Raw genomic sequence first — 23,051 nt, 5'->3', positions numbered from 1 at the left:
CGCCGACGACGTCCTCGACATCGAGGGCGGCGAGGAGATCGGCAAGGACATCGGCAGCGACATCGCCAACGAGAAGGCGACCTACCCGGCCCTGCTCGGCCTCGAGGAATCGAAGCGCTTGGCCCGGGAGCTGACCGAAGAAGCCTTGGGCGTGCTCCGCGATTTCGACGCCAAGGCCGACCCGCTCCGCGAAATCGCCCGCTACGTCGTTTACCGGAAGAACTGATGCGCGCCGCCGTCTACCATCCTCCCTCGGAAATTCGCGTCGAAGAGCGGCCCAAGCCCTCGATCGGCCCGGGCGAGGTCCTCCTCAAGGTCCGGGCCTGCGGAGTCTGCGGAACCGACGTCCTCAAAGTCACCCGAGCCCTGCCCAAGAAGCCGGTGGTCCTGGGCCACGAATTGGTCGGCGACGTGGTCGAGCTCGGCGTCGGGGTGGGCAAATTCAAGCTCGGCGACCGGGTGGTCGTCGCCCACCACGTTCCCTGCGGAAAATGCCATTTCTGCCGCCACGGCAACCACTCGATGTGCCGGCACTTCAAGGAAAGCAACCTCGATCCCGGCGGCTTCGCCGAGTACCTGCGGATTCCGGCCGAGCACGTCGAGCAAACGGCATTTTTGGTCCCGAAGCACCTCTCCGACGACGAGGCCCTCTTCACCGAGCCCTTGAGCTGCTGCGTTCGAAATTTGCGGCGGGCTTCGCTGCTACCCGGCGATTTCGTGGTGGTGGTCGGCATGGGCTCGATCGGCCTGATGATGGTTCAGCTTTTCAAGCTGATTCCGACCCAAGTCTTGGCGCTGGATTTATTCGAAGAGCGGCTGGAGCTGGCCAAGCAGCTGGGCGCCGATTTCGTCCGGCGCGGCGACGATCCGAAGATCGCCGAGCTCATCGCCGAGAAGAGCGAAGGCCGTCGCGCCGACTTGGTTTGCTTCACGGCCGGCGGCGGCCGGGTCTTCCAAAATGCCTTTCAATGGGTCCGCGACGGCGGCGGGCTCAATCTTTTCGCCTCCCTTTCGGACAAGCCGGTCGAGGTAAGCCTCGACGCGCTTTACCACCACGAGATCACCGTTTTCAGCTCCTATTCACCCTCGCCGGAGGATCTAGTCGAAGCCCACCGGCTGCTCGTCGAAGGCAAGGTGAAGGTGGCACCGCTGGTCACCCACCATGTCGGCTTGGAGCAATTGCAGGAATCGATTGGCTGGATCACGGCACAAAAGGCCATGAAGGTGATCGTCAATCCGTAGCAAGGGGCTTTAGCCCCGCTCAACACGGGGCTAAAGCCCCTTGCTACTAAAGCCTTGCGCCAACCCCGGACAAGCCTTAATGATCCCTCCCCATGGATTCCTCTCTTTCATGGAAATCGCTGCGCCACTTCTTGGACTTCCTCCGGGAAAATGGCGAGCTAGCCGTCGTCCGCGAGCCAGCCGATCCGGTCCTCGAGATCGCCGAGATCGCCGACCGGGTGATGAAAGCCGAAGGGCCGGCCCTGCTCTTCGAAAACGTCGTGGGCAGCGAATTCCCGGTGGCGATCAACGTCTACGGCTCGCGGCGCCGGATGTCCTGGGCCCTGGGGGTCGAGGACCTCGAGGAACATCCGCGGCGGCTCAAGGAATTGCTCACCACTCAACCGCCGACTTCCTTTTGGGATAAGCTCAAAATGCTGCCCAAGCTGGCTCAAGTCGCCAAGGCCGCGCCCAAGACCACCGCCAAGGCGCCCTGCCAAGAGATCGTCTGGGACGAGGTCGACTTGAACCGCTTGCCGATCTTGAAGTGCTGGCCCGAGGACGGCGGCCGCTTCATCACCCTTCCGATGGTGATCACCCGCGATCCCGACACCGGCCGGCGCAACGTCGGGCTCTATCGCATGCAGGTCCTCGACAAGGCCTCGACCGCGATGCACTGGCAAATCCACAAAGTCGGGGCCCGGCACTTTCAGCGCTATAAAGAATTGGGGCAGAAGATCCCAGTGGCGGTGGCGATCGGCGGCGAGCCGGTGCTGACTTACACCGCCACCGCTCCCCTGCCCGACCAAGTCGACGAGTTCCTCTTCGCCGGCTATCTCAAGGGCAGCTCGGTCGAGATGGTCGATTGCCTCAGCTGCGACCTCCAGGTCCCGGCCAGCGCCGATTTCGTCCTCGAAGGCTACATTGACCCTAACGAGGAAATGGTTGACGAGGGGCCCTTCGGCGACCACACCGGCTATTACACGCCGGTCGAGAAGTTCCCCCGCTTCCACGTCACCAAGATCACCCAGCGCCGCGATCCGATCTATTTGACCACCATCGTCGGCATCCCGCCGATGGAGGACAAATTCCTCGGCCTGGCCACCGAGCGGCTGTTTTTGCCGATGGTCCAGCTGACCTTCCCCGAGGTCGTCGACATGTACCTGCCGCCCGAAGCCTGCTTTCACAACCTCTGCATCTTGAGCATCAAGAAGAGCTATCCGGGCCACGCTCAGAAGATCATGCACGCGCTCTGGGGCATGGGCCAGATGATGTTCTGCAAATGCTTCATCGTCGTGGACCACGACGTCGACGTCCAGAATGTCACCGAGATCGTTTGGCGGGTCAGCAACAATATCGACGCCAAGCGCGACCTGGTCCTGGTCGAAGGCCCGGTCGATCACCTCGACCATGCCTCGCCCCGCCAGTTCGTCGGCGCCAAGATGGGCATCGACGCCACCCGCAAATGGAAGGAAGAAGGCTATGAGCGGGAATGGCCGAGGGACATTCGGATGAGCGAAGAGATCAAGAAGAAGGTCGACGCTCTTTGGCCAAAGCTTCAACTGAAAGGAAGACAACAGTGAAGAAACTGGTTGTTGCAGTGCTTCTTGTCGCCATTCTCGCCGCCCTACGATTTATCGAAGTGCAAGCACCTCAAGATTATCGCTCGGCGCCGATGCATAATTGCACCGATGCTGGAGAAGCGCCCATTCCTAATGTTCCGTCCTGTATGGTTTTAGAGGGTATAACTCAGACATATGAAGAAACTGTGCTGCCGATCTTCTCCGCCAAATGCCTGATGTGCCACGGCGTGGTGCCGAAATTCCCGCTCTACGCCAAAGTTCCGCCCTCCTCCTGGTTGATTCGTCATGACATGGAGGAGGCCAAGGAGCACATGGACATGAGCTTCGGCTTTCCCTTCCACGGCAAGGAGGCCAAAAACCCTCAGGAAGCCCTGAGCGAGGTCGCCGAGGTGGTTCGCGAGGACGAAATGCCCCCCTTCATCTATAAAATCATGCATTGGCATTCCTCGCTGACCGACGAGGAGAAGAAGATCATCTTGAGCTGGACGAATCAGGGCATGGGCGCCTTGAAATGAGCCCGGCCTTGGAAAAAGACCCGATCTGCGGCATGGACGTCGACCCGGCGACGGCCGCCGGCAAGCACACCCACGCTGGAAAGACCTACTACTTCTGCTCCGGCCATTGCCTGGAGGCTTTTCGGAAAAATCCCCCAGCCTCGCTCCAAACCAAGGTGGGCGCATCGCCCCAAACCATTTATTTCTGCCCGATGCACCCGCAAATCCGACAGGTCGGGCCCGGCCATTGCCCGATCTGCGGCATGGCGCTCCAGCCCGAAATGGCCGCACCCGGCCAGGGCGAGGATCCCGAGCTACGCGACATGCGGCGCCGTTTCTGGGTCGGCCTCGCGCTGACCCTGCCGCTCTTATTGCAAACCATGGCCGAGATGATCCCGGATTTGGCCAAGCAACCCTTTTTCCATGGCCGCGCCTTCACCCTGCTCCAGCTCGCTTTGGCCACTCCGGTGGTGCTCTGGTGCGGAGCACCCTTCTTTCGGCGCGGTTGGGCCTCGGTCCGCAGCGGCAATCTCAACATGTTCACCTTGATCGCCTTGGGAACCGGCGTGGCTTACCTCTACAGTCTCGTCGCGGCCCTCTTCCCCCAAATTTTTCCAGCCGCGCTCCGCGCCGGCCATGGCGGCATGGTACCGGTCTATTTCGAAGCCGCGGCGGTGATCGTCACCCTGGTCCTCCTCGGCCAATACCTGGAGTTGATAGCCCGGGAACGCACCGGCGACGCCCTCAAGGCATTGCTCGGCCTGAGCCCTAAAACCGCCCGCCTGGTCAAGCACGACGGAAGCGAGGAGGAAATTTCGCTCGACCGGGTCATGCCCGGCGACACCTTGAGGGTTCGGCCCGGCGAAAAAATTCCGGTCGACGGTTTGGTCCTGGAAGGACGCAGCGCGGTCGACGAATCGATGCTCACCGGCGAACCGATGCCGGTCGAAAAGACCAAGGGCGAGCGAGTGATCGGCGGCACGGTCAACGGCAATGGCAGCCTGCTCTTCCGTGCCGAAAAGGTCGGCCAAGAGACCCTGTTGGCCCAGATCGTCCAGCGGGTCGGCGAGGCACAGCGCAGCCGGGCTCCGGTGCAAAAGTTGGCCGACCAGGTCAGTGCCTATTTCGTTCCGGCGGTGGTCGCCATCGCGGTCCTTGCTTTCTTGATCTGGTTTTTCTTCGGGCCGGAGCCCCGCTTGGCTCATGCCATCGTCCAGGCGGTCGCCGTATTGATCATCGCCTGCCCCTGCGCCCTGGGTTTGGCGACTCCCATGTCGATCATGGTGGGAATCGGCCGGGGCGCCCATGAAGGCATCTTGGTCAAGGATGCAGCCGCCCTGGAGGCCTTCGAGAAAGTCGACACCTTGCTCGTCGACAAGACCGGAACCCTGACCGAAGGCAAGCCTAAGGTGGTGGAAGTCGAAGCCGCCGAGGGGTTCGAGGAAAGCACGGTGCTTCAGCTCGCCGCCGGCGTCGAACGAGCCAGCGAGCATCCCTTGGCAACCGCGGTGGTGCGGGCGGCGGAGGAACGCGGCCTGAGACTTGCCAAGGCGAGTGACTTTCACAGCGATCCGGGAGAAGGGGTGAGCGGAATCGTCGAGGGCAAGAGAATCACCGTCGGAAAATTACCCCCCTCCCTCGCGGGGGATCAAAAAGGCAAATCGGCGACGGAGAGGTCGGCGGCGACCGAGATCTACGTTTCCATCGACGGCCGTTTCGCCGGCACCCTGCGCCTGGCCGACCCGATCAAGGCAACGACGCCCGAAGCCTTGGCCAAACTCCGCTCGGAGGGCATCGCCGTCGTGATGGTCAGCGGCGACCAGGAACCGGCGGCCAGGGCGGTCGCCGCCAAGCTCGGCATCACTGAAGTCCTGGCCGGCGTCACCCCGCTGCAAAAACAGGAAGAAGTTCGTCGTCGCCAAGCCCAAGGCCATCGGGTCGCCATGGCCGGCGACGGCATCAATGACGCCCCGGCCTTGGCTCAGGCCGAGGTCGGAATCGCGATGGGTCACGGCACCGACATCGCGATGGAAAGCGCCTCCATGACCCTGGTCAAAGGCGACCTTCGCGGCATCGCCAAGGCTCGGAGCCTGAGCCGGGCCACCATGAGCAACATCCGGCAGAACCTCTTTTTCGCCTTCATCTACAACACTCTCGGCGTTCCGCTGGCCGCCGGGCTCTTCTATCCCCTCTTCGGCTGGCTCCTCAGCCCAATGTTCGCCGCCGCGGCGATGAGCCTGAGCTCGGTCTCGGTCGTCGCCAATGCCCTCCGGCTGCGGCGCCTGAAGCTCGATTAACGCAAGATCCCTCGCGCACAGACCGGCTTAGGAACGATCTTGGCCGCCTTGGAGTAATCCGGATCTTGCTCGTCGTTGAAATCCCTTTGAACCGTGGAACAGGGAACGATCCCAATGGCGGCCGCGCACTCTTCCAAAGCCGGCTCATTGGCCGACAGATCACCATTGTCGACTCTGGCTTGGGCCTCGGCCAGACTTTGAGGCACGGGATCGCCGAAGTCGCCGCTCAGGCCGGGAACTGACAGAAGCTCGGCTTCACAGCTTGCCTGCTCGAAGGAGGCGTTGCAAACGACGATCCTTTGGCAAAGGCTTTCAGCCAGCTGAAGAAACACCCGCTCCGGCTCGGCGACCGGCACCTGGCCGTCCTCGATGCTGACTTCGACCGGCTGCTCGGCGCCGTTCAAAAGCAAACGCAGCTCCAGCAGCTCGCCCTGGTCATCGAATCGCGATTCAATCACGACCTGGTTTCCATCGGAAAAGGTGGTTTCAAGCGAGAGCCTTCCACCCACTTGGAGAAAAGACTCGGAAACCGTCTCGAAGGATTCCGGATTCACCTGGGAAAGAAGCGCCGTCTCCTCTAAAAACTTGGAGACATAGAAGCCGGCCGACTCCCGGAGGACTAGGGTCAAAGTCTTGCCTTTTAGGTCGGGATTTCCGGTTTCGATGCCCCGGTTCGAAAGGCAAGCCGCCAAAAGGAGCAAAACCGCCGGGATTGCCGTTCTCATGCCGCGAAAAGCCCTCATCGCCGCCTCCCAGCCCGAGTCAGCTTGAAAAGTTGAATATTAAGGTGAGCCACCAAAGTTTTGGACCCGACTTGGCCTTGCTCCAGGATCGAATGAAGCTTGCGGCGGAACTTTTGGATCTCGGTCTTGGCCCGCCGAAAGTCCGCCTCGGACAAGGCCACCGTGAGAGCCGAAAACTCGCGGTCGGCCGCCCCGTCCCGCATGACCGACTCCGCCGCCAACTGGCTCATTCGAGCATGGAAGTTGGCCACCAGGACCGATCGAACCTCGTCCTCGGTCGTCAGCATCGGATCCAGCCGCTTGAGCTCACCGCTGCGGAGGAGCCGAATCAAGCCGATTTTCTTCAATTCGGCCACGGCCCGCTTGATTTGCTTGCGCCCGACCGGCGGGTGCAAAAGCTCTTGGAGCCACCGCAGATTCCTCGGCTCCGAAGTTTCAAGCCGTAAAGCTTCGAGGATGGCGACGCAGTGCCAATGGGAATATAGAAGGAATTGGGAGGCGGCCAAGGGCTTGGCAGCCCGGAATCGCCGGTCGCCGACGATCTCGCGGAAATATCGGTCTTTCTCTTCATTGGTCGAGGCCTGATTGAAGGCGACCAAGAGCTCGAAATAGCGCCGCTCCTTGACCGAGAGCCCGAATCCCTTGACGATGCTCTCGATTCCACCCTGGGCCAGGTTACGCTTCCGATCCATCACCAGCTTCAAAAAGGCGGAAGACTTGATTCCGGCCAGCCGGTTGAAGGAGCGATAGGAAAATCCGAGGCGCTGCTTTTTCAGCTCGGCAAAACGATCCCTGAGGTAGTCGCGATAATTCAAATAGCTGTAGACGGAAACCATCGGGATCCTCGATTAAAAAGGAAATCCCCCCGGGCCAGCGGCCCGAAGGGATTTTCCAAGGGATTAAAGCGCCAAAGCCTCGGTCAAGGCCTGCCAAACCGGGCTGGCCTTGGTCGTCGGCTCGACTTGCAGCGAGCAACCGCTCGCCCGGCCGTTGACGTCGATCTGACCGTCGATCGTCGTGGTCCCGTCGATACCATTGTCCTCGCAGGATCCCAGCGGATCTCCGTGCTTTTGGTGACCGTTGAGGTATCCCTGCAAGGAGGTGCAGATGGTATGGGGGTTGTTGTCCACATTGTGGCAGAAGCAGACTTGGCCGTCGTCGTTCAGGACGATGTCGCAATCGTTGTCGCAGAAATCGTCGTCGATGTCGTTGCCGTCATCGCACTGCTCGCCGCTCTCCACGACCCCGTTTCCGCAGAACTCGGGCTCGAGCAGGCAGGCGGCGCTGCAACCGTCGTCATCGAGGTTATTGCCGTCGTCGCATTGCTCGACGTTGAGCTCAACGATGCCGTCCCCGCAGATGTTCTCGGTGCAATTGTTCTTGCAGGAGTCGGTGTTGATGTCATTGCCGTCGTCGCATTGCTCGTTGGGGTCGAGGGTCCCGTTTCCGCAGCCGACCGGGATCTCGAATTGGCAAGTCGAATCGCAGCCGTCGCCGTTGAGCACGTTGCCGTCGTCGCATTCCTCGCCGTCCTCGACGAGGTCGTTGCCGCAGACCGGCCCCGGCTCCTCGACGAGACAATCGGAGTCGCAGCCGTCGCCGTCAGCGCTGTTTCCGTCGTCGCACTCTTCAACGCCGGTTTCGAGGATGCCGTCGCTGCAGATATTCTCGGAGCAGTTGTTTTTGCAAGCATCGCTGTTGTCGGCGTCGCCATCGTCGCATTGCTCGTCAGGATCGACGACCATGTCGCCGCAGACCGGATTCTCGTCGGCGCAGAAGGCGCTGCATCCGTCGCCGCCGACCTGATTGGCGTCGTCGCACTCTTCGACATCGGTCTCGACAACGCCGTCGCCGCATGAATTCTCGCTGCAATCCGATTTGCAGGCGTCGGTATCGATTCCGTTGCCGTCGTCGCACTCCTCATCGCCCTCGGGAACGCCGTTGCCGCAGACGATTTGGGCGCTGACCTGGCAGTCGGAGCTGCAGCCGTCGTCATCGAGGTTGTTGCCGTCGTCGCAGGCCTCGCTGCCGTGCTCCAGGACGCCGTCGCCGCAGATATTGGCAGTACAATCGTTTTTACAAGCGTCGTTGTTGTCGGCGTCGCCGTCGTCGCAGGCCTCGACCCCGGCCATCGGAATGCCGTCGCCACAGACGTTGGTCGTACAGTCGTTTTTGCAAGCGTCGTCATTGACATCGTTGCCGTCGTCGCACTGTTCGGGAGCGGCGACCAAGTTATCGCCGCAAACGGGGACCTCTTGGGCCCGGGCCTCATAGATTCCGGCGATCGCCAGACCCGCGGCCAGTGCGATCGCGAACAGAATCGATTTGAGTGCTTTGCAGTATGGTTCCATTGGAGCCTCCTGGTTAGAGGTTGAGTATTTCCAACCAGGGGTAACATTTTTCTCCTCTCGCTCATGATCGCCCCCGACAGGTCGCGGCATGAAAGATATCAGCTCAGCGGCTAGCCAAAGCGCGCTTCGCGCCGCTTGGCGGAAATAGAAGAGCGGCGAATTCGCCGCTCTTCTTGGGATGGGCCATGATGGACTCACAGGGAACCCCTAAATTTGGCCGACCTTCTCCAAGTACTCCATGTTCGAGACGACGATTCGCCGCCCCGCGAGAAGGATCGCGCCTTCATCTTTAAAATCTCTCAGCAATCGCATGACGGTCGCCGGCGTCGTCCCGATCATGCTGGCCAGCTCGTCTCGCGAAAGCCGGAGCGAGATCGAGCGTCCGTCGGCTTCATCGCGGCCATAGTCGCTCCCGAGCAGGGCCAAGGCCCGGGCCATCCGCTCGCGGACCCGGCCGTCGGCCAATCGGACCCGCTCTTCGTAGCTCGACGTCGTGCGACGGGCCAATTCGCCCGCGATGAAGAGGGACAGGGGCAAGCTATCGCCGACCAGGCTGAGGAGCCTTTCCCGCTCGATGAAAACCACCCGGCCGTCCTCCAGCATTTCGGCGCTGGTGGCGAATTCGCCGGACTCGAGGATGCATTCGGCGTTCAGCAGCTCGGCGGAGCCGGCGAAGAAGAGAATGTAAGGCCGGCCATTGCAGCCGGTTTTATAGACCTTGGCCCGGCCGGCTTCGAGGTAGTAGACGCCGAGGGCCGGGTGTCCCTCATGGAAAAGAACCTGTTTTCTGCGAACGGGAAAAAAGCTTCGGCCTTTCAATAGTTCGGTCAAGGGATTCGGCGGCTCATTTTCGGATTTGACACAGTTTATTCGCAAAAAAAGACTCATCTCGGCACCCGGATTTGTTTTCTCATTAGGTGTAAACCGCGAATTTTTTACTCACAATCGGGATTCACCGGGTTTACAGCTGGGGGATTCCCCCACCGGGAGAGGCCGCTTTACAAGCGCCGGCCGGACGCCTATAGAGGTCGGGTGTCCAAGGAAATCCAACAGCTTTTCACCCAGATTGCCCCGAGCTATGACTTCCTGAATCACTTCCTGAGCTTTTCGGTCGACAAGCGCTGGCGCGACAAGGTCGTCGCCGCCCTTGGAAAAGAAGCGCCGGGCCGGGTTCTCGATCTTTGCGCCGGCACCTTGGACCTGACCCAAAAAATCCTGAAGAAGTTCCCCAAGACCGAAGTCTTTGCCGCCGATTTCGCGGTCGCGATGCTCGAGGAAGGCCGCGGCAAAGTTCGGGGCCTGGCCAAGGCTCACCGCATCGGCGCCGATGGCCATCGCCTGCCCTTCGCCGAGCGAAGCTTCGACGCCGTGGTCTGCGCCTTCGGCATCCGCAACCTCGAGGAGAGAGAGAAGGCGGCCGGCGAGATTCGCCGCGTGATGAAGCCGGGAGCCAAGCTCGTCGTCCTGGAGTTCTTCCGGCCGGAACGGCTTTTCTCCAAGCTTTTTTACCGCACCTATGGCAAGTACGTCCTTCCTCGGATCGGTGGGGCGGTCTCGCGCCACCGCAAGGCTTACGAGTACCTCCAAAATTCGATCCAGCATTTCCTGAGCGTCGAGGAGTACAGCCGCTTGCTGCTGGATCACGGCTTCACTCGGCCGGAGGTCCTGCCGCTCTCCGGCGGCATTGCCCACCGGCTGGCGGCCACCGCCGGATAAGGCCCGCAACAGCGGCCGGGTTCGGACGATAAATCTCCGTTAGACGACAAGGGGCACCCATGATTCCGATCCTTCCGTTGCTGGCGGTTTCAGCCGCCGCGATCCTGCTCTCGGCCTGCAAAAGCCGGGAAGACTCCGAAACCGAGGCCCAGCTTCGCGAGGTGAGCATCGACCAAGCCGCCTCTCCCGGCACCGAGCCGCACCGTTTGATGACCAGCGCCGACCTCTGGACCAAGGCCCCGAATCAAAGATCCTCGATCCGCGAGCTTGAAGGTTATTGGGGAGAGCCGAAGCACCGCTCGCTCTTTTCTCCCGGCGCCCTCGATCAAGCCAAGGGCCTGATCGGCGGCCGGATCGCGGCCGGCGCCTACGTCCCCCAATTGCCCGCCAGCTTTTACCTGGATGAGGAGCTGGTCTCGGCGACGATGAGCTTCCACGTCCAAGACGATCGAAAGAGATATGGCCGAATCAGTGCGCCTTGGTTCCGGCTGACGCCGGCCTTCCAATATTGCGACGCTTCCGGAAAGGAAGTGGCCAAGGGCCAGGTCGAGCTGATCAGCGTCGGAACCACCATCTCCGTCACCGATCCCTCGGGCAAGCGGATCGGCAAAATTAAGGAAGAGATCTTCCAGAACTTCGGTTTCACCAACCGCTATACGATCCTCGACGCCCAAGACCGGGAGGTCGCCACCTCGGACAAATTGGAGCTGCTCAGCACTTCCTTCACCATCAAAGACAAGGCCGGCCAAGTCGTCGCGGAAATCTACCAGCCAGCCCTTCATTGCTGCACCGAACGATGGGCGGTCGAGGTCCAGGACTCCTCCAAGGTCGATTCCCGGCTGCTCGCTCTGCTCCCTCCCTTTAAGACCCTCAAGGACGCCGAGCGAAGACGCGAACAAGAGGAAACGGAACAAGAGGAGCGGAAAAATAATGCGGAGCGGGAAAAACAGGAGACGAAGCCCGCGGGGAAGCGCTAATTTCGGCGCTCATGAGCGCGATCGCCCAAGCCTATCTCAAAGTACGCTACACCCTGGAGCTGGTGAAATTCTCGCATAGTGTCTTTGCCCTGCCCTTCGCCTTGGCCTCCTTCCTGATCGAAACCGGTGGGCGTTTCAGCGTCGGCCTTCTGCTCTGGGTCGTCCTGGCCGTGGTGGCTGCCCGCACCGCCGCGATGGCTTTCAACCGGCTGGCCGACGCCCGTTTCGACGCCGAAAATCCGAGGACGAAAAACCGTCATATTCCCAGAAACTTATTGAGCAAAACTTATGTAATGCTTTTAACTTTGGCGGCCTCGGCCGGTTTCGTTTTTTGCGCTTGGAAAATCAACGCCTTGGCCTTCGCCCTGGCCACCCCCTGCCTGCTGCTGCTTTTCCTTTATTCCTTGGCCAAGCGCTTCACCGACTACACCCAGTTGGTCTTGGGTTTTTGCCTGGGGATGGCGCCGGTCGGGGCGGCGGTGGCCGCGGTCGGACGCATCACTCCGGGCTCGCTGATCCTGGGAATGGGGGTGCTCCTCTGGGTGGCCGGCTTCGACCTGCTCTATGCGCTGCAAGACCTCGAATTCGACCGCCGCCAGGGGCTTCGCTCCCTCCCGGCCAAGCTGGGCCCCAAAAAGACCTTGGTCCTGGCCGCCGGCCTCCATGCCTTGTTTTTGGGCTTTTTGGCCGCTTATGGGCTTTATCAGGGTCTGGGCTGGATCTATTGGGCCGGTCTCGCCGTCAGCGCAGGCTTCCTGCTCTGGCAGCATTGGCTGATCCAGGAGGGGCTTCACCGGATCAACGCCGCGTTCTTTACAGCCAATGGGCTGCTCAGCCTGTTTTTTCTTTTATTTGTGACGCTGGATCTGTACTTCTAGCTGGCGCCGGGCTAAAGCCTGCTTGACTTAGAGGGCCGGCATCGACTAGGTCATCCGCCTCTTATAGAAGGTTCCTTAGGAAATGAAAAAAGCTCCCAAACGCGTCCCGCTCAAGGCTCCGGCGCCCAAAGATCAGAAGGCCTTGCTCAAGTCCCTCCTCAAACAGATGGACGAGCTCCTGGTCACCAATCGCCGACAAAGCCAAGAAGTCCAGATGCTGAAGGAAGAAGTCGAAGGCCTGCGCCGCGACCTTTCGATCACGATGGAATCGCTGGCCGAGCTGCCCTACGTCAACGGGACCTTGCACTAAAGAGGAGATTGACCATGCCCCGCATGTGCCAAATTTGCAAAAAAACCGCCCTGGCCGGAAACATCGTCAGCCACGCCAACAACAAGTCCCACACCAAGAGCCAGCCCAACTTGCAAAAGGTTCGCGCGGTTTTTGAAGGGAAGGTGCAAAAGATCAGCGTCTGCACCCGCTGCTTGCGCTCCGGCAAAGTGACGAAAGCCGCCTAGCGGCTTTCATCATCCTGCCACCAAACTCACCTTTTCCAACAAATGACCCCGAAGCCGGCGCCCAAGATCGGCTTCGTCGAGGAAACGCAACACATTGTGGTATTCCCGAAGCGCCCTGCCTTTCAGCTGGAGCCGGGCGATCATCTTTTCTCGCAGCAGTGAATCCCAAGCCATGTGGTGGATCTCGAGCCGGCCGGGCCAGCGCCGAATCCCGGGAGCTGGAAACTCCAGATAGGGATAAACCCGCCGGAAAAAGCGCCGCAAGCGCGCTGACCGGAAGCGATCGACCAAGTTCAAGAAGCTGTACTCGAGTTGTGCGGCGATGCGTCCGAACTCCCTATCCAGCCCATGATGGCCGTTGATCAGCGTAAAGCGGCCCTTGAAAGCCACCACCTTTCGGTCCCAACCCTTCCGAATCAGGCGGGTCAAGGGATAAGCCCAGGGGAAAAGCTCGTCGAGGCTCCTGGCTTCGTCGATTTCGGCGAAGGGCGGGTCGAGACTGAAGCGGTCGAGCAAATTGCCGATCACCGCGTTGTAGCCGCCGCGGTCGCACTCCGCGAAAAAAGCCACCGCGTCGCCGCCGGGAAACTTGATGAACTCGTCGGAGTCCACCGGCAGGCACCAATGGTTGGAGCCGGAGAGCTCCTGGACCAAGGAGTTCAGGAGGCGGAATTGGAGATCCTTCACCGAGAACGGCTCGTCCACGACATGGCGAATGACGGCACCGTGGGATTCGGCCAGGGCTCGATACTCGGCCACCTTGGCCATGTCGCCCCGGCCGGTGTGAAGATCGAAGATGAAGTCGCGAATTCCGCTCGCCCGGTAATGCTCCAGGAACTTTCGGAACAGCGCAAAATTCAAGATATGGGGATCGACGCCGACTAAGGCATAGAGGGTGATCATGCCATTCCCTTCCTAGGAACGGATCTGGTCGACCGAGATGACGCCGGCCAAGCTCTCCAAGGCTCGGACCACGTCTTGGAGCTGATGGCGATTGCGGATGTCGAGCACGAAGATGTTGATCGCCTTTTGATCGTTGCTGGTGCGAATGTTGGCCTGGGAGATGTTGACCCCCAGGTTGCTGATGGTCTTGGTCATCGAGGCCAAGATCCCCGGCCGGTCGACGCTGACCGCCCGGACCTTGGCCTGATGGTTGAGCTCGCTCGACTCGTCCCAGCCGACCTCGACCCGGCGGTCGGGATCGGTGGCCATGACCTTGGCGCAGTCGACGGTGTGGACGGTGACGCCGCGGCCCCGGGTGATGAAGCCGGTGATGCTGTCGCCGGGCAAGGGGTTGCAGCACTTGCCCATGCTCACCAGGACGTCATTCAAGCCGCCGACCTTGATCGCGCTCTTCGAGCGCTTCTTCACCTTCTGGAACATTTCGCCCAAGACGCCGGAGGCCGGCGACGGCTCGGGAGCTTGGGGCTTCTGCATCAACTCGGCCGGCAGCAGCTTGACGGTCACGTGATGGGGCGAAATCTTCCCGTAGCCGACCTGGGCGATGAGCGACTCGACGTTCTTGAGGCCGAATTCCCGCGCCGCCTGGAGCAGGTTGTCCTCCTTGAGGTATTTGCCGGGCGTCACACCGTGGTGCTCGATCTCCTTCTCCAGCAATTCCTTGCCCAGGCTGAGGGCCCGGTCGCGCTGCTCGTCCCGGATCTGTTGCCGGATCTTGGCCTTGGCCCGGGAAGTCTTGACGAAGCGCAGCCAGTCCCGGTTAGGCTTGGAGCCGCTCCGAGTCAGCACCTGGACGGTGTCGCCGCTCTTCAAGATATAATCGAGCGGGACGATCTTGTCGTTGACCTTGGCCCCGACGCACTGATTGCCGACGTCGCTGTGGATGCTGAAGGCGAAATCGATCGGCGTCGAGCCGTAGGGCAGCTCCTTGAGCTGACCCTTGGGCGTGAAAACGTAGACGTCGGTGGCGAAGAGGTCGAGCTTGACGGTGTCGAGGAATTCGGCCGGGTCTTTCAAGTCTTTCTGCAAGTCGAGCAGCTCGCGAAGCCATTGGAACTTGGCTTGGTCGTTCTGGGAGATCGACCCGTCTTCCTTGTAGGTCCAGTGGGCCGCGATCCCCTTCTCCGCGATTTCGTGCATCTCCAGGGTCCGGATCTGAAACTCGACCCGTTCGCCGTCGAGACAGACGACGGTGGTGTGGAGTGAGCGGTAATTGTTGACCTTGGGCATCGCGATGTAATCCTTGAAGCGGCCCGGCACCGGTTTCCATAGCTCGTGGAGCACGCCCAAGACCTCGTAGCATTGGCGGATGTTGTCGACGATGATCCGAAAGGCCAGGATGTCGTGGACTTGGTCGAAGGCGATGTTCTGGCTCTCCATCTTGCGGTAGATGCTGTAGACGTGCTTGACCCGGCCCGATATCCGGGCCGACACATTGTACTCCTTCAGCTTCTGCTCGACGATTTCGCGGACCCGGTCCATGTAGGCCTCGCGCTGCTGGCGTTCGACGTCGACTTGGTGATGGATGAAGCCGTAGATCTCGGGCTTGAGGTAGCGAAGCGAGAGATCCTCGAGCTCGACTTTCATCCACTGGATGCCGAGCCGATTGGCCAGCGGCGCGTAGATCTCGACCGTCTCCTTGGCGATCTTGGTCTGGCGCTCGACGCTCAAGTGCTGGAGAGTCCTCATGTTGTTGAGTCGGTCGGCCAGCTTGATCAGGATCACCCGGATGTCGACGGCCATCGCCAGCATCATCTTGCGGAAGTTCTCGGCCTGCTTTTCCTCGCTCGAGGAAAATTTGATCTTGGAGAGCTTGGTCACGCCGTCGACCAGCAAGGCGATCTCGGGACCGAACTCCTTCTTGATCTCGTCGATCGGGATCAAGGTGTCTTCGACGGTGTCGTGGAGCAGGCCGGCGGCGATCGAAGCGGCATCGAGCTGCATCTGGGCCAGGATGGCGGCGACCTCGACCGGGTGGATGAAATAAGGATCGCCGGAGCAGCGTTTCTGTCCCTCGTGGACTTTGCGCGAAAACTCGTAGGCCTTCGCCAGCATGGCGCTGTCGGCCTTGGGATTGTAGCTTTGGACCGATTGGACGAGTTCTTGACTGGAGATCATGCGCGATTCTGTTTCACTTCGCAAAAAGCGTTTGCTGCACGGCCGGAGCATTCCGGCCTTGCGTTAAGCCTCCCGTCGGGAGGCGATGATTCCTTTTAGCTCGCGCCGGGCCTCGGCCAGGTCGCGATTTTCCACGACATAATCGTAGTGGCTGCTCTGCTCGATCTCGTGCTCGGCCCGCTCGATGCGCCGGGCAATGACCTCGGGGGAATCGGTCCCCCGGCTGGTCAAGCGCTTGCGCAGCTCCTCCAATGAAGGGGGCTTGATGAAGATCAGCACCGCCTCGGGATAGAGAGCCTTCAGCTGGATGGCCCCCTGAGTGTCGAGGTCCAGCAGGACGTCGTGCCCTTCCCGGAGCCGGCTTTCGATGGGCTCCCGCGGCGTCCCGTAGGATTGGCCGTGAACCTGGGCCCACTCCAGAAATTGGTCATTTTCCAGCATCTTATCGAATTCGGCCCGGGAGAGAAACCGATAGTCTCGGCCCTCGACCTCGCCGGCCCGCGGCGGGCGGGTGGTGGCGCTGACCGAGAAAAAAAGCCCCATTTCCCGCTCTAAATCGCGGCAAAGGGTGGTTTTCCCGGTGCCGGAAGCCCCCGAAACGACGAATAGGCGGCCTTTTCTTTGATGGCTTTCCTTCATATCTGCCTTGCAGAGCCTCGACATCACTCCACGTTCTGCACCTGCTCCCTTATCTTCTCCAAACTGTGCTTGCAGTTGACCACCCGCTGGGAAATCTCGGCGCTTTGGGCCTTGGCGCTCAGGGTGTTGGCCTCGCGGTTCATCTCTTGAAGCAGGAAATCGAGCTTGCGGCCGAGCGGTCCCGACTCCCGGAGGATCTCGTGGAAATGCCCGAAATGATGCTGGAGCCGCTGCAGCTCCTCGCTGATGTCGGTGCGGTCGACGAAATAGGCCACCTCTTGGGCGAGGCGCTGGGGATCGAGCTCGACGCCCTGGGCCAGCTTGGCGATCCGCTCCTCGAGCTGGCGGCGGTGGTGCTCGACGTTGTCGGGCACTTTGCCGACGATGACCTTCACTTCGCGGTCGAGGATTCCGATCTCCGATTTCAGGAAGCGCAGGATGCCCTCGCCTTCCCGCTCCCGCATTTTCTCGAGGGCGGCGAAGGATTTCTTAAGCAGGACCTCGAGCTGTTTCCACAGCTTCTCGAGGTCTTCTTCCTCTTCGGTAATGACGACGTCGGGCAAGGTCAGGAGCACGTTCAAGCCGACCTCCTCGCCGATCTTGAGGCTCTTGGCCGCTTCCTTCAGGGTTTTATGGTAGGCCTTGAGCTTCGCCAAATCGACCCGGGCGGGAACCTCGCGGACAGCGCCGGGCTCTTCCTTGACCAGGATGTCGATGCGGCCCCGGGAGAAAAAAATTTTGGCGGCTTCGGAAATCTTGCCTTCGAGGAAGGAGAAGCGGGGCGACAGCCGTAGGTTGACCTCGCAAAACTTGTGATTGACGCTCTTGGTCTCCACCACGACCCGGCGATCCCCCACCTTGCCCTGGGCGATGCCGTACCCGGTCATACTCTTGATCATCTTCGCTCCTTGCTACCCTCTCCCCTGCGGGAGAGGAAAAGATCTAACCCGTAGACCAGCTCAGGAGCAAGCGAACAAAATTATGCGAAATGCTTGGGGATTTTATTTGTAGGCAAAGACCATCTTGGTGCCGCCGACCTCGACCAAGTCGCCGTTTTGGAGGCTTTTGGACTCGACCTCCTCGCCGTTGACGAAGGTGCCGTTCTTGCTGACCAGGTCGAGGACGCCGGCGCCGTTGCTGTCGTGAAAAATCATGGCGTGGAGGCGGGAGATCGCCGGGTCGTCCAGAACCAGGTCGGGGAGGCGCTTGAAATTCCCGATGGTGTCGGTCGAGGCCTCCTGGTTGATCTTCTTGTCCTGGGGGGACTTCTTGGCGATGTAGTTCATGATGAGCTTCTTGGTGAAGTCATCGAGCGACATCGTGAAATCCATGCTGAAAACTTGAGTCTTGTTGATGTCGTCGAGGCTGCGGCCGATGGCCTTGCAGGTTCCCTCGGGCAATTTGACGACCTGGCCCTTGTTCTTGCCCTCGGTGATCTCGAAAACGGCAACGACGCGCTTCCCTCCGGACATGGACGAACCTCCCTCTCTTAGGGGGAAAGCTTCGTCTTCCAGCATGACCGGGATGTCGCCTTGCACCGGGTAGAGCAATTCGCAATGCTTGCAGACAATCCCCTGCTTTCCCGTGTCGTAGCTTACCTTAGCCCGGCAACGCGGGCATACTAAAATTTCGAGCAGTTCCGGGCGGACCGTCATCCTACTTGGCCGCTCCTCCGCCGCCGGAGTTGAAGGCCTGGATCACCTGGGCGGTGAGATCGGTGGCTCCCGGCGCGTAAAGCACGGCGTCTTGGGAGGTTTCGAAGATCAGGTTGTAGCCGCCCTTTTGGCCGACCGATTGGACGGCGCCGCGGAGGCGAACGATGATGCTCTGGGTGAGCTCAGCTTCCTTGGTGGCGATCTCGTTGCGGAATTGGCCGAGGGTCTTTTGCAGATCGAGGAACTTGTCGCGGTACTCCGCTTCCTTGGCCTTGAAGGCCTCGGCGCTGAGGGCGGCTCGTTGGTTTTCGAGCTGGTCCTTGAGAGCCTTGAGCGAATCCTGCTTGGCGGTGAGGGCGTTTTGCTTCTGGTCGAATTGGGCCTTGAGCTGAGCCTTGGCGCGCTTGCCCTCTTCGACGTCATTGAGGGCTTTTTGGAAATCGACCAAGCCGATCTTGAGCGCTTGGGCCTGGGCCACGGCGTGCATCGAAAATAGTAAAACCGCGGCCAGCAAGTACTTCCATCGTTTCATATCGTCTCGTCCTCCTTCAAGGAACCAAGGGATTGTTCAGCGGACGTTTGGCACAAGTCCAAGCGTTCGGCTACCTAAAAAAATGACCCGATCGTGAAATTGAACACGCTTCGTTTTTCGCCTTCATGGCGCTTGAACGGGAAGCCCCATTCGAAGCGCAAGGGGCCAAAAGGCGACAGCCAACGAACCCCGGCCCCGAAATCGGCCCGCATCTTGAGAGGGTTCATATCCTCGTCCTCGGCGTAGGCGTTGCCGGCATCGACGAACACGACCCCCCGGAAGCCGGCCGCGTCATAGATGGGGAACTCATACTCGAGGTTAAAGATCAGCATTTTATTTCCGCCATAGACGAAATCCTGGTCTTTTCCGGTGATTCCATCGGGAATGGTGATGCTGGGGCCGACCGACCGGAACTCATAACCGCGCAAGCTATTGATACCACCGGTGAAGAAACGCTCGAAAAGCGGAACCGGTTCATCGTTCAGCGATTTAATCCAGCCGATCCGGCCGTTGAACTTGAGGACCGAGTTCTTCCAGAGCGGGACAAAGACCCGGGCATTGCCGGAAAGCCGAAGGAAATCGACGTCGCCGCCCAGGCCGTTGCCGGCGTATTCCATGGTGCCGTTGAAATAGGTTCCCTTGGTCGTGATGATCGGGTTGTTTCGGGTGTCGCGGTTGATCTGGGCGACCAAGCTCGAGGAGAGGCCGTCGGCGTTCAACCGGAAGAACTCGGGAACGATCAGATCGAAGTCGTCGAGGCTGACGTCCTCGATCCGATAACCCACGCTAAAGGAGCTGAAATCGAAGATGCGGCGGCCGAAGTCGATCTCACCGCCGAAGGATTTACGGCGGAAGTCCTCGTAGTTGCTGGTGATCCGGAATCCGTTGACCTGGAGGATCCAGTTGCTGTCGAGGAAATAAGGGTCGGTGTACATGACCGAGAACTGCTGGCGCTTGCCCGACAGCTCGGCGTTGATCGACCCATTGATGCCCAAACCCATGAAGTTGTTCTTCGAAACCGAGGCCGTGAAGAGGAAGCTCTCGGCCGAGCTGAAACCGGCGCCGACGCTGAAGGTCCCAGTCGGCTTCTCCTTGACGTTGATATTGAGGACCAGCTTGTCGTCGGAGGAGCCGCGCGGCGTCGAAACCTCGACCGTTTCGAAGAAGCCGAGCTGCTCGAGCTTGCGCTTGGACAAGCGGACCAAGCTTTCGTTGTAGAGGCTGTTCTCCACCACCCGCAGCTCGCGCCGGATGACCTTGTCGCGGGTGATCGTGTTGCCGGTGATGTTGATCCGCTCGATGTAGACCCGCTGCCCCTTGTCGACCGCGAAATTGATATCGGCGGTCTTGGAGGCGTCGTCCAAGTTGGTCTCGGGGTTGATGTTGGCGAAGGCATAGCCTTGGTTGCCGTAGAACTCGGTCAGCTTTTGGAGGTCGCCCTCCATGATCTTTTGGCTGTAAAGGTTGCCCTTCATCGTGTCGAGCTTGGTGAAGAGCTCTTCCTTGGTCGTCAGGATGTCGCCCGAGAAGCTGATGTTGCCGATGCGGTAAGGATCGCCCTCATCGATGAAATAGGTCAGGATGAGCCCTTCCTTCTCCGAGGAATATTCGACCTTGGGCTGACCCACCCGGATCTTCATGTAGCCCTTGTTGAGGTAGTTGTAGGTGATCAGGGCGATGTCCTGGTCGACCAGCTCTTCCTGATATTTGCCGGACCCGGTCAGGAAGGAGAGGAAATTTTTCTTCTTGGTGCGGATCATGCCGCGAAGCTTGCGGTCGCTGAAGACGGTGTTGCCCTCGAAGTTGATGCCTTTGACGACCTCGCCCTTGGTCTCCTTGATCTTGAAGACCAAGTTCTTGCCATGGGTCTCGGTCTGGATCACCGTCCCGCCGTAACCTTCCTTGCTGTAGATCTCCTTGATCGCCTCGATCGACTGGGCGATCTTTTTGTTGTCGGGCGGCGCATTGACCTTGACCGTGATCGCCTCGCGGATCTTGTTCTCGCCGACCTTCTTGTTGCCCTCGATGACGATCTTCTCGATCGGCTCCTTCTCGATGACCAGGAAGGTCAGCTTGACCCCGCCGGCGGCCGAGGACTTGTCGACCTCGACGTCCTCGAAGAAGCCGAGCTTGTAGATCCGGGCCACGTCCTCGCTGACCAGCTCCCGCGAGTAGACGCCGCCTTTCTGCGAATGAATCTGCGAAAGGATGAGCTGGGATTCGATGGTTCGGTTACCCTGGACCGCGATGTCGGCGATTCGCTCCTGCCCCCAAGCCGGGGCCGCCGCGAAAAACCCAATAATCAGGAAAAATAAAACTCTCTTCATGGATGCTTTTCGAACCGGGTGACTCGTCCGTCTGCCATTCGGACGCCCCGCGGTAGCCTTTGGGCCAACCTTTCATTGTGGGTGACGATCACCAAAGTCATGCGGCGTTCGTCGTGCAGGTCTAACATCAGGTCGGCCACCTCGTCGCCGGTTCGGCTGTCGAGGTTGCCGGTGGGCTCGTCGGCAAAGAGCACCTTGGGCTTCATGACCAGGGCCCGGGCGATGGCGACCCGCTGCTGCTCGCCGCCGGACAACTCCGAGGGCCGGTGCTTCAACCGGTCTTTCAAACCGACCTTGGCCAACAGAGCTTCGGCGGCCGCCGCGGCCTCGGCCTTGGGCTGGCCCCCGATCAAGCCCGGGAGCATGACGTTCTCGAGGGCGCTCAGCATCGGTAGCAGATGGTGAAACTGGAAAACGAAACCCATCGTCCGGTTGCGGAACCCGCTCAGCTCGGCGTCGCGGCGCTGAAACCAGTCGACACCCTCGAACGTCACCCGGCCTTCGCTGGGTTTATCCAAGGTGCCCAAGAGATGCAGCAAAGTCGACTTTCCGGCCCCCGAGGCCCCCAGCACCGCCAGCGCTTCGCCGGCTTCGATGTCCAGATCGAGGCCTTTCAACACCTCCACCCGCTCGGCGCCTTCGCCGTAGCTCTTGTGGAGGTTTCTCGCTTCGATCTGCACCGCCATTCTTACAAATCCAGTCCGCTGCGCTTCAGCCGAGAAACCCCGACCAGGCTTGCGACCAAAGTCACCGCCAGGGTGACCGCTCCAACCGTCAGCGCCACCTCCGGCGACCATTCGACCGGCAGGCGCTCCACGAGATAAACTTCCTTCTCCAACTTCAGCCACTCGGTCCTTTGGACCAACCAAGCGATTCCGGCGCCCAATCCAATTCCCAAAATCCCGCCGACCGCTCCGATCGCCAAACCCTGGTAGGCGAAGACCCGCTGGAGCCCGCCGACCGTGGCGCCCAAGGAGCGGAGGATCGAAATCTCCCGGGCCTTGTCGAAGATCATCAGGAGAAGCACTCCGACGATGTTGAAGGAGGCCACCGCCACCACCATCGCCATGATGATCAAGAACATCAGCCGCTCTTTGTGCAGCGCCGAAAAAAGCGGCCCATTCAATCGCTGCCAGCTTACCGCCTGATAAGCCGGGCTCAGCCCGGCTTCCAAATTCTCGGCGATCGCTTCGGCCGCGGCGGGATCCCGAATCACCATTTCGATCCCGCTGGCCCGCCCTTCCGCCTCCAGCAAGCCTTGCAGAGTCTGCAAATCGACGAAAGCGAAGCCGTGGTCGTATTCGTAAAGACCGGTGCTGAAAACTCCAGTCACCTCGAAGGTCCGGAAATTTTCTTCGCCGCCTTTTTCGGCGCCGCGCTTCGGAAGAAAAATCTTCAGCGTGCTGCCGAGTCCTTCGACCTCGAGCTCTTTCGCCAGATCCGAACCTAAAACCAGCGCCGGAAGACCCTTGTCGGTTTTCAGCAGATCTTCAATCTTTGCGGGTACTTGCGTCCTGCTGAAAGGGCGCACCTTTACAGCATAGACCCTGTTAAAGGTCAAGGGATCGATTCCCTTCAAAACCGCGCCTTTAACGCGGCCCTTGGCGACGAGAAGGCCTTCCCTGTACAAAAATGGAGTGCCGCCGCGATAATCGGCTCCGAGCTTCGCCTGGATGGCTTTTTCCTCGGCCGGGATGTCTTCCATCTCACCCTGCTTGAGCAGCACCAGATGGGCGTTGAAGCCCAGGATGCTTTCGCGGAAGACTTTTTCGAAGCCGCTCATCACCGATTGAGTCAAAGTCAGGGTCGCCACGCCCAAGGCCACGCCGAAAACCGCCAGGCGCAAAACCAGGCGAATGCCGCGCTTGGCGGGGCTGCGCAGGTATTTCTCGGCGAGAAAAATTTTCCAGCTCATCGCGAGAACTCCCTATTCCCCCCTTTGAAAAAGGGGGGCCAGGGGGGATTTGAAAAAGCACCGCGGTTTTGGCTTCGGTGCATTGTGCTCAACTCCATCGCTTTAAATCCCCCCTTCCCCCCTTTTTCA

23 protein-coding genes and 1 pseudogene are annotated in these 23,051 nt (G+C 60.2%); 10 read left to right on the top strand and 14 right to left on the bottom strand.

Going from position 1 to position 23,051, the window contains the following annotated elements:
• The 5 genes from VJR29_14185 to VJR29_14165 all read left to right on the top strand — a co-directional run.
• Nucleotides 1-226, top strand: a 226-nt coding sequence (locus tag VJR29_14185; GenBank protein HKY64551.1) for a polyprenyl synthetase family protein, incomplete at its 5' end; no start/stop codon positions are given.
• A complete protein-coding gene (locus tag VJR29_14180; GenBank protein HKY64550.1) occupies nt 226-1,242 on the top strand; it encodes an alcohol dehydrogenase catalytic domain-containing protein in 1,017 nt (338 codons plus the stop codon). The genes VJR29_14185 and VJR29_14180, both read left to right, overlap by 1 nt.
• Before the next feature lie 92 nt (nt 1,243-1,334).
• Nucleotides 1,335-2,804 carry a menaquinone biosynthesis decarboxylase gene (locus tag VJR29_14175; protein HKY64549.1) on the top strand — a complete coding sequence of 490 codons (1,470 nt, stop codon included), beginning with the start codon at nt 1,335-1,337 and terminating at the stop codon, nt 2,802-2,804.
• A 185-nt stretch (nt 2,805-2,989) separates the two neighbouring features.
• Nucleotides 2,990-3,319, top strand: a complete 330-nt coding sequence (locus VJR29_14170) for a heme-binding domain-containing protein (GenBank protein HKY64548.1) — start codon at nt 2,990-2,992, stop codon at nt 3,317-3,319.
• A complete protein-coding gene (locus tag VJR29_14165) occupies nt 3,316-5,595 on the top strand; it encodes a heavy metal translocating P-type ATPase (protein ID HKY64547.1) in 2,280 nt (759 codons plus the stop codon). The genes VJR29_14170 and VJR29_14165 overlap by 4 nt, the downstream gene beginning before the upstream one ends.
• Here VJR29_14165 and VJR29_14160 read toward each other — a convergent pair.
• The 4 genes from VJR29_14160 to VJR29_14145 form a co-directional block, all read right to left on the bottom strand.
• Nucleotides 5,592-6,320, bottom strand: a complete 729-nt coding sequence (locus VJR29_14160; GenBank protein ID HKY64546.1) for a hypothetical protein — start codon at nt 6,318-6,320, stop codon at nt 5,592-5,594. The two genes, VJR29_14165 and VJR29_14160, sit on opposite strands and share 4 nt — an antisense overlap.
• 14 nt (nt 6,321-6,334) lie before the next feature.
• Complete coding sequence (locus VJR29_14155) at nt 6,335-7,174, bottom strand: TIGR02147 family protein (GenBank protein HKY64545.1); 840 nt, start codon at nt 7,172-7,174, stop codon at nt 6,335-6,337.
• Nucleotides 7,175-7,237: 63 nt separating this feature from the next.
• Nucleotides 7,238-8,689, bottom strand: coding sequence for a DUF4215 domain-containing protein (locus tag VJR29_14150; GenBank protein ID HKY64544.1), 1,452 nt, complete (start codon nt 8,687-8,689; stop codon nt 7,238-7,240).
• Between the two features lie 207 nt (nt 8,690-8,896).
• The gene (locus VJR29_14145) at nt 8,897-9,520 is read right to left on the bottom strand and encodes a Crp/Fnr family transcriptional regulator (GenBank protein HKY64543.1); all 624 of its coding nucleotides are present in this window, start codon (nt 9,518-9,520) and stop codon (nt 8,897-8,899) included.
• A gap of 201 nt (nt 9,521-9,721) precedes the next feature.
• Here VJR29_14145 and VJR29_14140 point away from each other — a divergent pair, with 201 nt between their 5' ends.
• From VJR29_14140 to rpmB, 5 genes are all read left to right on the top strand, one after another.
• Entirely contained in the window at nt 9,722-10,405 is a 684-nt protein-coding gene (locus VJR29_14140; protein ID HKY64542.1) for a ubiquinone/menaquinone biosynthesis methyltransferase, read from the top strand.
• Nucleotides 10,406-10,464: 59 nt separating this feature from the next.
• Nucleotides 10,465-11,382 (top strand): hypothetical protein, encoded by a 918-nt coding sequence (locus tag VJR29_14135; protein ID HKY64541.1) that lies wholly within the window; start codon nt 10,465-10,467, stop codon nt 11,380-11,382.
• 11 nt (nt 11,383-11,393) lie between these two features.
• Nucleotides 11,394-12,260 (top strand): UbiA-like polyprenyltransferase, encoded by an 867-nt coding sequence (locus VJR29_14130; protein ID HKY64540.1) that lies wholly within the window; start codon nt 11,394-11,396, stop codon nt 12,258-12,260.
• Nucleotides 12,261-12,342: 82 nt separating this feature from the next.
• Entirely contained in the window at nt 12,343-12,570 is a 228-nt protein-coding gene (locus VJR29_14125; GenBank protein ID HKY64539.1) for a hypothetical protein, read from the top strand.
• A gap of 14 nt (nt 12,571-12,584) precedes the next feature.
• Nucleotides 12,585-12,776, top strand: coding sequence for a 50S ribosomal protein L28 (gene rpmB / locus VJR29_14120; protein ID HKY64538.1), 192 nt, complete (start codon nt 12,585-12,587; stop codon nt 12,774-12,776).
• A 9-nt stretch (nt 12,777-12,785) separates the two neighbouring features.
• Here the strand turns inward: rpmB and VJR29_14115 are convergent, their stop codons facing one another.
• The 10 genes and pseudogenes from VJR29_14115 to VJR29_14070 all read right to left on the bottom strand — a co-directional run bounded on the left by VJR29_14115 (nt 12,786) and on the right by VJR29_14070 (nt 22,922).
• Nucleotides 12,786-13,679, bottom strand: coding sequence for a glycosyltransferase family 2 protein (locus tag VJR29_14115; protein ID HKY64537.1), 894 nt, complete (start codon nt 13,677-13,679; stop codon nt 12,786-12,788).
• A 12-nt stretch (nt 13,680-13,691) separates the two neighbouring features.
• Nucleotides 13,692-15,854 (bottom strand): bifunctional (p)ppGpp synthetase/guanosine-3',5'-bis(diphosphate) 3'-pyrophosphohydrolase, encoded by a 2,163-nt coding sequence (locus VJR29_14110; protein HKY64536.1) that lies wholly within the window; start codon nt 15,852-15,854, stop codon nt 13,692-13,694.
• Nucleotides 15,855-15,917: 63 nt separating this feature from the next.
• Nucleotides 15,918-16,493, bottom strand: coding sequence for a guanylate kinase (gene gmk, locus VJR29_14105; protein ID HKY64535.1), 576 nt, complete (start codon nt 16,491-16,493; stop codon nt 15,918-15,920).
• Nucleotides 16,494-16,516: 23 nt separating this feature from the next.
• The gene (locus VJR29_14100; GenBank protein HKY64534.1) at nt 16,517-17,392 is read right to left on the bottom strand and encodes a YicC/YloC family endoribonuclease; all 876 of its coding nucleotides are present in this window, start codon (nt 17,390-17,392) and stop codon (nt 16,517-16,519) included.
• A gap of 102 nt (nt 17,393-17,494) precedes the next feature.
• On the bottom strand, nt 17,495-17,965 hold the full coding sequence (locus tag VJR29_14095) for an FHA domain-containing protein (GenBank protein HKY64533.1): 471 nt from the start codon (nt 17,963-17,965) through the stop codon (nt 17,495-17,497).
• A 72-nt stretch (nt 17,966-18,037) separates the two neighbouring features.
• Nucleotides 18,038-18,148: pseudogene (locus VJR29_14090) on the bottom strand (Trm112 family protein).
• Nucleotide 18,149: 1 nt separating this feature from the next.
• The gene (locus VJR29_14085) at nt 18,150-18,680 is read right to left on the bottom strand and encodes an OmpH family outer membrane protein (GenBank protein ID HKY64532.1); all 531 of its coding nucleotides are present in this window, start codon (nt 18,678-18,680) and stop codon (nt 18,150-18,152) included.
• A gap of 74 nt (nt 18,681-18,754) precedes the next feature.
• Nucleotides 18,755-21,007: an outer membrane protein assembly factor BamA gene (gene bamA / locus VJR29_14080; GenBank protein HKY64531.1), complete on the bottom strand. Its 2,253-nt coding sequence runs from the start codon at nt 21,005-21,007 to the stop codon at nt 18,755-18,757.
• Entirely contained in the window at nt 21,004-21,693 is a 690-nt protein-coding gene (locus VJR29_14075; GenBank protein ID HKY64530.1) for an ABC transporter ATP-binding protein, read from the bottom strand. Before VJR29_14075 ends, bamA begins: the two co-directional genes overlap by 4 nt.
• Before the next feature lie 2 nt (nt 21,694-21,695).
• Nucleotides 21,696-22,922 carry an ABC transporter permease gene (locus VJR29_14070; GenBank protein HKY64529.1) on the bottom strand — a complete coding sequence of 409 codons (1,227 nt, stop codon included), beginning with the start codon at nt 22,920-22,922 and terminating at the stop codon, nt 21,696-21,698.
• Nucleotides 22,923-23,051: the final 129 nt, after the last annotated feature.

Source organism: bacterium (assembly GCA_035281585.1).
GTDB lineage: Bacteria > UBA10199 > UBA10199 > DSSB01 > DSSB01 > DATEDP01.
The sequence above is the reverse complement of the archived record's forward strand: the minus strand, read 5'-3'. Positions and strand labels throughout refer to the sequence as shown.